At 44.1% G+C, this 7,453-nt stretch carries 9 protein-coding genes; all 9 read left to right on the forward strand.

Annotated elements, in window-relative coordinates; all coding sequences use genetic code 11:
* The coding region (locus tag JHD69_RS18255; RefSeq protein WP_199141781.1) for a hypothetical protein at positions 1-300 on the forward strand (300 nt) is incomplete at its 5' end.
* Positions 264-1,208, forward strand: coding sequence for a hypothetical protein (locus JHD69_RS18260; RefSeq protein WP_199141782.1), 945 nt, complete (start codon positions 264-266; stop codon positions 1,206-1,208). The genes JHD69_RS18255 and JHD69_RS18260, both read left to right, overlap by 37 nt.
* Positions 1,205-2,569, forward strand: coding sequence for a glycosyltransferase family 4 protein (locus JHD69_RS21550; protein WP_199141783.1), 1,365 nt, complete (start codon positions 1,205-1,207; stop codon positions 2,567-2,569). The genes JHD69_RS18260 and JHD69_RS21550 overlap by 4 nt, the downstream gene beginning before the upstream one ends.
* Entirely contained in the window at positions 2,566-3,399 is an 834-nt protein-coding gene (locus tag JHD69_RS18270; RefSeq protein ID WP_199141784.1) for an FkbM family methyltransferase, read from the forward strand. The genes JHD69_RS21550 and JHD69_RS18270 overlap by 4 nt, the downstream gene beginning before the upstream one ends.
* On the forward strand, positions 3,396-4,337 hold the full coding sequence (locus tag JHD69_RS18275; protein WP_199141785.1) for a glycosyltransferase family 2 protein: 942 nt from the start codon (positions 3,396-3,398) through the stop codon (positions 4,335-4,337). Before JHD69_RS18270 ends, JHD69_RS18275 begins: the two co-directional genes overlap by 4 nt.
* Positions 4,330-5,271 (forward strand): glycosyltransferase family 2 protein, encoded by a 942-nt coding sequence (locus JHD69_RS18280; protein WP_199141786.1) that lies wholly within the window; start codon positions 4,330-4,332, stop codon positions 5,269-5,271. The genes JHD69_RS18275 and JHD69_RS18280 overlap by 8 nt, the downstream gene beginning before the upstream one ends.
* Entirely contained in the window at positions 5,268-5,972 is a 705-nt protein-coding gene (locus JHD69_RS18285) for an FkbM family methyltransferase (RefSeq protein WP_199141787.1), read from the forward strand. Before JHD69_RS18280 ends, JHD69_RS18285 begins: the two co-directional genes overlap by 4 nt.
* A gap of 62 nt (positions 5,973-6,034) precedes the next feature.
* Positions 6,035-6,718, forward strand: coding sequence for an FkbM family methyltransferase (locus JHD69_RS18290; RefSeq protein ID WP_199141788.1), 684 nt, complete (start codon positions 6,035-6,037; stop codon positions 6,716-6,718).
* Positions 6,715-7,398: a hypothetical protein gene (locus JHD69_RS18295; RefSeq protein ID WP_199141789.1), complete on the forward strand. Its 684-nt coding sequence runs from the start codon at positions 6,715-6,717 to the stop codon at positions 7,396-7,398. Before JHD69_RS18290 ends, JHD69_RS18295 begins: the two co-directional genes overlap by 4 nt.
* Positions 7,399-7,453: the final 55 nt, after the last annotated feature.

Here is a 7,453-nt window from a genome sequence, read left to right on the forward strand (position 1 = left end):
GGCAATACCCGCTCTTGGATAGACAATCAGTTGCAAACAGCGAAGAAATGGCGCCATATCCTTCCGATTAGACCAAAAGACCACGATAGCCGTACGCTTAGGCTCAGGGAACAAGATGACCTGAGGCAATTTTCGATTGCCTTGCTCAAGCTCAATTATCGGTATCGTTTGGCTTTGTATTATGGTTTGCTTACCCTGTTGAGCAAGCCGTTTCAGCGCGTTAATCTTTTTATTGTCAAGCAGTTAATCCTTAAATTTTTTTCATGGCCGAAGCCGTCTACATCGTCTCCAGCGAATTAGCTTACAACAAGCTGATTTGCAGCGATGCCGGACCACAATATGCGGCTACCATGCATTGGAAATGGATTGAGCTTCAAAACCTGAAAAAGCTCAGCAACGATCAGATTTACATCATCGACAACAGAATAGCCGAAGCCGAATGCCAGGTGTTGCAGCAACTGATAATCGCCAACCCTTCCATCAACTTTGTAGCCAAAATCGTAGACCCCTATCAAGAAAACAAAGACCATTACTATTATAAATGGCTGGCAACTATCTTATTATTTGAAAATGTACGGTTGCTATCAGTTTACGAACCCAAAGAACTTACCAGTACCTTAGCCCAAAAGTCGGTCCATCCATTGATCTATATTCCATATGTTTATGACGAACGCAAGGAACTACCGCTCGATGCACTGGGAAAGCGATCGAGGAAAATCATTATTTCTGGCGCCATCAATCCGGTCATTTATCCGTTCCGAACCGCCATCTGGAAAAAGACCCGCAGGTCGGTCAGCCGATTATGCTACCATGTTTTAAAGCATCCGGGCTATGCCGAACTTAGTCAACGCGAATTTGGTCACCACTTTGTGTACGATGGTTTTATTGCTTACTTGGCCCACTACAGATACATGTTGCTGTGTGGGTCGCGATGCCAGCTTGAATTTTTAAAATACCACGAATGCGCCTATGCAGGTTGTTTGCCCGTTGGAGAAGCTCCAACATGCTATCCTGATGAGATCAAAAAGTTGTTTGGTTCTATTGACCCCCAACATATCTTTAGCAGTACACTAAAAATAAACTGGCAGTGGTCAATCCAAAAGCATTTGGCGCGGTTGGAAAAATATAGGCATTATTTACGGGAAACGCGCTCAGCGGAAGTGCTTAATCAGCGCTTTGCCAACCACTTTAAGTCCAGCAAAACGTGAAATTACTATTTGTCCTCCCCGAATTTTTCCCCTTAACAGGTGGTGGCATTTGCACTTATTACGAAGAGCTCCTGCCTCTGCTTCAACGATCGGACATGTACGAACTGACCGTTATACAGGGAAGTGCCTTTGATGCGCGTGGAGGCGAAACCAATAGACACGGTATACCTGTACATTACTTGATGTATGGGGCATTGCTTGAAGAGAAGAAAAAATTTTCCCATCTCAATATCTTCCCCGAACTGCAGGCGCACCTCGCGGCAGCCTGGGCCATGTATGAAAAAGCAAAGGGACTTGGCAAGTTTGACGCAGTGATTACCTCAGATTGGGGGTTGGCCTTTGTGCCCTGGATATTGACTGGCCATACGCCTACAATCGTACACCTGCATGGAAGCCTTGGCCAAATCGATCATTATGAGCCGAGAAAAGGCTTAGCGCTACTGGCCCAAACTTATTTGCATATTGAAAAGGACTTGCTTCAAAAAGCCTCTTCGTTAGTGACCCATAGCAGGCAGAACATAAGGTTTTGGATAAACCAAGGCTTGCCAGAAGCAAAAACAAGCCTCATTCCCCCAATTGTAGCCAAAGCATCGAAAACTGGGAAAAAGCGGGAAAATGCCCAACTAACTGGGTTGGTAATTGCAAGAGTCCAGTTTTGGAAAGGCCCCATCTACTTATGCGAAGCCATTAGGCTAATGGATAGCGAAACCAGAGCCCGGCTTAACATCTACTGGATAGGCAGGGATACTTTCTATACTAACGAAAACATGAGCATGGGAGCTTTTCTGTTGAAGAATTATCCCGATGTATGGGGCAAAACCATTTTGCCTCTCGGCATCAAAACCCGCGAAGAACTCGACGAATATTACAATGAAATAGATTTTGGCATTGTTCCTTCTATATGGGACATGTTTAACCTGAGTGCCCTTGAACACTTGGCCCACGCAAAGCCATTGATATGCTCATCGGGCGCTGGTGCATCAGACTTTATGGCTGATGTAGCGGGAATTACGGTTTATGACAATACCGCTAGCGGGCTTGCCCAAGCCTTAACCAAATTTATCGCAAGCGGAAAAGAAAACCTGGAAGCTGCAGGCAAGCAAAATTCCTCGTTTCTGCAACAGCAATTTAATCAGCAAACAACCCTTGATGCACATTTCAGGGTAATTGAAGAGGCCGTTAGGGGCTTTGTACCTACAAATAGCCAACCTCAAGACCATCAATGGCTCTGGCCACAAACAGGAGCCCAAACAAATGCGAGGGCGGTGTTATTAGAATCTTGGCCCAACAAAGAAACCATTAACCTAATCCTTAAAAAACTGAAAACCAGCTTGAAGTCAAAGCTAAACTTAGAGAAATGAAATTTAAAGGCAAAAGTGATTTCGAAAAAATAATATTGGCCTATGCAAGAGGATTTAACCATCCTTTTAAGCTAAGGTTTCTAAATTGGCTTATTAATTCTTTCTACAAGTCAGGCTTAAGGCTTCAAAGTACATCCGGGCGCCTGCTCCAAATCGCACCTAACGATTTTATTGGCCACCAGCTGATATACCACGGCTGTTATGAGCCTATTTCGCTACAACTAGCCCTCAGGCTTTTAAATACAAAGCCAAATGCGGTATTTATTGATGTTGGGGCAAACATGGGTTTATATACCATTAATGCCGGAGCGATAGATGGCCTTAAGATTTATGCCATAGAACCGGTTGCTAAAAACTTTGTAAAGCTACAGGCCAACTATGCGCTAAATTCCAATCAAAACAGCACTGCTTGGCTCATCAATTTAGGGTTATCAGATACCAATGAACTAGCCTACATTTCCAATCCAGTGGAGAGCAACGAAGGAACATACAGGGTAGAAGACAGCGAACAAAGCAATGCCCAACTTATTGCGCTAACGACCTTGGACGAGCTGGTTACACATTTTAAAATTGACCGCATCGACCTTTTAAAAATGGATGTCGAAGGTTTTGAAGGGAAAATAATTGCCGGTTTCAAAAGCATCGGTAAAGTAAAGCCCCAGAACATATTGATGGAATATTCTGATTATGTGAGCAGGACAGGCATTAGCAAAACCTATCTTTATAATTACTTTATTGAATTGGGTTACGAAAGTTTAGACGTAAATGGAATGCCTTATGCTGGCGAAGGAGAATTAATGGAAGACAATATCTGGTTTCGACTCAAATGAAAAATACCCTGGCTCTTGGCATTCCGGCTTATAATGCGGCTTGGTGTTTACCAAGGCTGCTTAAATCGGCCCAGCAGCAGCTGATTCCATTTGATGAAATATTAGTCTATGACGATTGTAGCTTAGACGATACTTCACAAGTTGCCCAACAGTTTGGGGCCACCCTGATCAAGGGCGCGACTAATGCAGGTTGCTCTTACGGAAAAAACCAGCTCCTGATGGCAACCACCTGCAATTGGATACATTTTCATGATGCCGACGACGAATTAATGCCCAATTTTACCACCTTGGCGCATCGATGGATGGCAAAGGAAAATTGTGAAGATGTCATTCTCTTCGATTTTGAATATAGAGACAATGAAACCCACGCACTCATCTCCGTATCTGATTTTGATCCGCAACAATTAAAGGAAGACCCCATCAGGTATGCCATCTTGCATCAGATCAATCCTTTTTGCGGCTTGTACAAAGTTGACAAACTGCGGAAAGTTGGTGGCTATGACATTGATCCAAAAATCATCTACAACGAAGATGTGGCCTTTCATTGCAAATTGGCCATTGCTGGTTTGAGCTTTAACGCAGAAAAAGAGCTAAGCATTATCAATTACCGCATCAAAAACTCCATGTCCAATAGCAACAAGCTGAAATGCGAACAAGCGCATTTTGAGGTTATGGCCATCAATGCGACAAAAGTTGGTAAAAAATATAGCGAAGAAATTGCCCAAAAACTGTGGTCGAATGCGGTGATCTTGGCAAGCTTGGCAGATTGGAACACCGCAAAAAAAGCTATAAACCTGGCTTCATCGCTTAGCAATAGCATTCCTAAAAACGAACACATTCTGGTAAAGTTCTTGTCAAAGCTTAACCCTTATTTGGCAATAAAAACGAGAGAGAAACTAATCCGTTTATTTAAAACGGCCTCAAGAGCGGATGGATAAGCCACTTGTTTCGATCATCATGCCCCTCTATAATGCCAAGGCCTTTGTTGGCGAAGCCATTCAGAGCGTAATTGCACAACGTTATCAAAACTGGGAATTGCTTGTTGTTGACGATGAGAGTACCGACGGAAGCCTTGAATTGGCCCAAACCTACCAAAACGGGCAAATCAAAGTTTACAGCAAAAGCAACAGTGGTGCGGCTGCAACCAGAAATTTCGGCTATAAGCTGGCCAAAGGGCAATTCATCAAGTTTTTCGATGCAGATGATCTCATGAACGAGGATATGCTGGAAGCACAGGTGGCCCTGGCAATGCAAAACCCCAGCTGTATCATTTCAGGCAAGTGGGGCCGCTTTTACGATAATAACGTGGCCACCTACAACGAGCAGCCTGAAGCATGCTGGAAAGACATGGAGTCCACCAAATGGATCTGTTCAAGCTGGCGCGAGGGAAAATCCATGACCCAACCGGGAATTTTCCTGATTCCGAGAGCGATTATAGCTAAAGCGGGTTTATGGAACGAAAGCCTTTCGATGGTTGACGACCTTGAATTTTTCACCAAAACCATATTAGCAGCTCCAAAAGTGATTTTCTGTGAGCGCTCGATCTTATACTACCGGTCTGGAAACAGCAGCAGCCTGGCCAGCCAGCAAAGCCGAAAAGCCATAGAGTCGTGTTTTGCCGCTATCAGCCTAAGCGTGGGCTACCTCTTAAAGAAGAGCCCCTCGGTTAGTGCCAAAACAAGTGCGGCCAATGTTTGGCAGTCCTTTATTTACCAGGTATACCCTAACCATAAAGACTTGACGAAGCAAGCAGAAGCCTATTTAAAATTTCTTCCCAAACCCACTTTAGCATTTCCAACCAGCTCGAAAAGCAAGCTCTTCCAATCCATTTTTGGCTGGAAGGCTTTAAAAAGACTTAAACAGTTCTTATGATATTGCACTCGCTCATTCCTTTTAAAAGAACTTTGGCCAAACTCTTTGGGATACACCTGAAATTCAGTTTTTCGCAAATGGGCGAAGACCTGATCGTCAAATTTATCCTGGATGCCTTAAAGCTTAAACAGATCAGTTATCTGGATATCGGGGCCAATCATCCCTATAACATGAACAATACCTATCTCTTTTATCTTTTAGGTATGAGGGGTGTTTGTGTAGAACCAAATCCTGTATTGTTTAAAAAGCTAAAAAGCATCAGAAAAAAAGACCGTTGCCTCAATATTGGGATCGGCACTGGCGCAAAAACGACCGGAAAATTCTTTTTGACCAACAATTCGCTGCTCAGTACATTTTCGGAAGCAGAGGCCCTGCAGCTCGAAGCTGCCGGTCAGGCCAAGATCATCAGCAGCCAAGAAGTAGAACTGCTAAACATCAACCTATTGATCGAACGTTATTTCGATACTTGCCCAGATTTTATTTCCCTTGATGTGGAGGGCTTGGACCTGGCCATCCTGCAGGAATTTGACTTTGGCAGGTTCAGGCCAAAAATCTTCTGTATCGAAACCGTTTTGTTTTCGAACAACCTTAAGGGTGCAAAAGCCGAGGATATTATCAGCCTTCTGCAACAAAACAACTACAGGGTGTTTGCCGATACCTACATCAATACCATTTTTGTTGACAATAACCTGTTCGATTGATGCTTTTGAAACTGCTTTCCAGAATTACCAATTTTTTCACTAATCGGGCACGATTAAACAAATTGAGGCACACCCCGGCCCAAGCCCTCACGCTGGGCCATATCGACTCATTGGAGCTATTAGAGAAAGTTGGTTCGGCAATTGAAGTAAAAACCATTTTAGATATTGGCGCAAACGAGGGAACCTGGACCTTATTGGCCAAGGCTATATTTCCCGACGCGCAGGTTCTCGCTTTCGAGCCCTTAGCGATCCATATGGAGGCCCTGCATCAAAATGTAGCCCATTTAAAGGATGTCCGCATTTTTCAATTAGCCACTGGAAACTTCAATGGCCCTTCAACAATCTATATCTCGTCTTTTTCAGATGCTTCCAGCATGCTAAACGCTACCCCTGCGCTTCGGGAGGAATTCAAAATATCAGAAATAGGCCAAACCCAAATCGATGTGGTTAGACTCGACGATTTTTTCACGGCAAACGCTATTCCCGAAGCTGTCGATCTGATGAAGCTCGATATTCAAGGCTACGAACTGGAAGCATTAAAAGGTGCGCCATCTTTACTTCGTGCTACCCGATACCTGATTATGGAAGTGAGCTTTATAGAATACTACCACAAACAACCCTTATTTGAAGAAGTAGTTGCTTTTATGAATGATCATGGATTTAAATTATCGGCATTTGGGCAAAACCTGCAGCGTGGCAAGAAGCTTACGCAACTTGATGCGCTATTTGAGAACACCCGTCAATGAATATATTCCTAGCCTTTCTGCAAGCTAAAACCGCCCATCCTATACCCGCCTATTCTTTTTGGGAGTATTACATCAAAAACGGAATTGAAGAAGCTGGATGTCAATGGACTGAAGCTGATGTGGATTGGGCCGAAGGCTTGGCACACAGCCATAACCAAGCCAAGTTGGAAAGATGGAAAACAACAACCTGGGAAAAAGTGGTTGCCGCCATCAGGAAACAGCACCTTCAAAAACCCATTTCATTTTTTTTAAGCTATTTTTACCCCCATCAGGTTGAAAAGGAAGCCATAAAAAAAATCCAGGATCTGGGCATTCCATGCATAAATTTCTTTTGCGACAACGTCAGGGAGTTTACGAAGGTTCCCGCCGAATTTGCCGTATTTGACCTGAACTGGGTTCCCGAATACAAAGCTTTGCCTTTTTATAAAAAAGCAAAATACAACTACATCCATCTGCCTATGCCCATGTGGGTAGCGCAGCGATACCGTGGCCTACCAGATACGGAAACCACGGAGATTTCTTTTATTGGCTCAAAAGACATCCTTCGAACCATGCTGTTCGAAGAAGCGGTACAATATCCTATCGATTTAACAATTTATGGGGCAGGCTGGACAGAAGAAACCATAACAACAATTGCTGGTTCTGGCACAAACAAAGGCCTGTCTCTTATACACATCTGACGCTGCCGACGAACCACGACATGGGTGGGGGGGGGGGGGGGGGGGGGGGGGGGGG

The organism is Pedobacter sp. ASV12 (genome assembly GCF_016429155.1).
Lineage (GTDB): Bacteria > Bacteroidota > Bacteroidia > Sphingobacteriales > Sphingobacteriaceae > Pedobacter.

Excerpts from the sequence above, each read along its gene's own strand:
- JHD69_RS18295 (WP_199141789.1), top strand. The coding sequence starts at position 6,715 with ATGAATATATTCCTAGCCTTTCTGCAAGCTAAAACCGCCCATCCTATA.
- JHD69_RS18275 (WP_199141785.1), top strand. The coding sequence starts at position 3,396 with ATGAAAAATACCCTGGCTCTTGGCATTCCGGCTTATAATGCGGCTTGG.
- JHD69_RS18285 (WP_199141787.1), top strand. The coding sequence starts at position 5,268 with ATGATATTGCACTCGCTCATTCCTTTTAAAAGAACTTTGGCCAAACTC.
- JHD69_RS18260 (WP_199141782.1), top strand. The coding sequence starts at position 264 with ATGGCCGAAGCCGTCTACATCGTCTCCAGCGAATTAGCTTACAACAAG.
- JHD69_RS18270 (WP_199141784.1), top strand. The coding sequence starts at position 2,566 with ATGAAATTTAAAGGCAAAAGTGATTTCGAAAAAATAATATTGGCCTAT.
- JHD69_RS18280 (WP_199141786.1), top strand. The coding sequence starts at position 4,330 with ATGGATAAGCCACTTGTTTCGATCATCATGCCCCTCTATAATGCCAAG.